At 75.4% G+C, this 835-nt stretch carries 2 protein-coding genes; one reads left to right on the forward strand and one right to left on the reverse strand.

All coding sequences use genetic code 11. The annotated features are described in order from the left end of the window. Positions 1-367 (forward strand): hypothetical protein (locus L2I40_RS23875; RefSeq protein WP_237217830.1); only part of this gene is annotated, 367 nt, incomplete at its 5' end. A 6-nt stretch (positions 368-373) separates the two neighbouring features. On the opposite strand, the gene L2I40_RS23880 is transcribed toward L2I40_RS23875, so the two are convergent. Continuing rightward, on the reverse strand, positions 374-835 hold a 462-nt coding region (locus L2I40_RS23880; RefSeq protein ID WP_456305769.1), incomplete at its 5' end, for a hypothetical protein.

The following is an 835-nucleotide window of genomic DNA, read 5'->3' on the forward strand; positions in this document are numbered from 1 at the left end:
CGCGCAGGACCTGCCGGAGGCACTCGGGCGCATGCGACTGGCCGAGCAGGGCGGGGTCGCCGCCGCGCGCCGCTACCGCCAGGCGCTCGAGGCCCGGGTTCCGGGCAGCCAGGCCGCCACGGCGCTCTCGCGCCTGCGCGGCGAGACGGCGCGTGGGCCGGTCGCGGCGGTGGACCGGCCGCTGGTCCGCTTCGCGCAATCCGGCCTGCTCGCGATCGGCCTCGCGCCGGGTCTCGCGGTCGATGGGCGCGACACGCCTGCAACCCGAGGTGCGCTGGCTGACTTCGCGCGGCGTGAAGGTATCCAGGCGGGGCCCTACGACCCCGTCGTCATCGACCGCCTGCGGGCGCGGCTGCCGCGCACCTAGCCTGCCTCAGCGCGTCACGCCGAGCGTCGGGTCGGACGGTTCGAGGCCAAGCAGGCTGTCCACGCGCTCCACCACGGCCGGGCTGAGGGACCGGTTCGCCGCCGCGGCCAGTTCCTGCGAGCGTGCCTGCGCGATGGCCGAATTGCGCGCAGCGATCTGCGCCTCCGTGAAGGTCGGCATCGCGAGTGCCAAGAGCATCGCGTTCTCATAGGCTGCGATCTGTCCGACGCGCGAATTCGGGGCAGCGTTCTCGCGTGCCTGCGCCGAGGCGCGCGCGGCGTTCAGGCCCCCGAGTGCGCTCGACAACGCGCCGCGGTTGTCGGATCGGCCAGATGCGTCGTCGCCACGGCCGAAGCCGCCGCGCCCGGCCTGCGTGCCGCGCCCATCGGAGCGACCCGGCGCATCGTCACCGCGCCCGAAGCCCGCGGCGTTGCCGCCGCCACGCCCGCCAGCCTGGCCGAAATCCGA

The organism is Falsiroseomonas oryziterrae (genome assembly GCF_021864505.1).
GTDB classification, from domain to species: Bacteria; Pseudomonadota; Alphaproteobacteria; order Acetobacterales; family Acetobacteraceae; genus Falsiroseomonas; species Falsiroseomonas oryziterrae.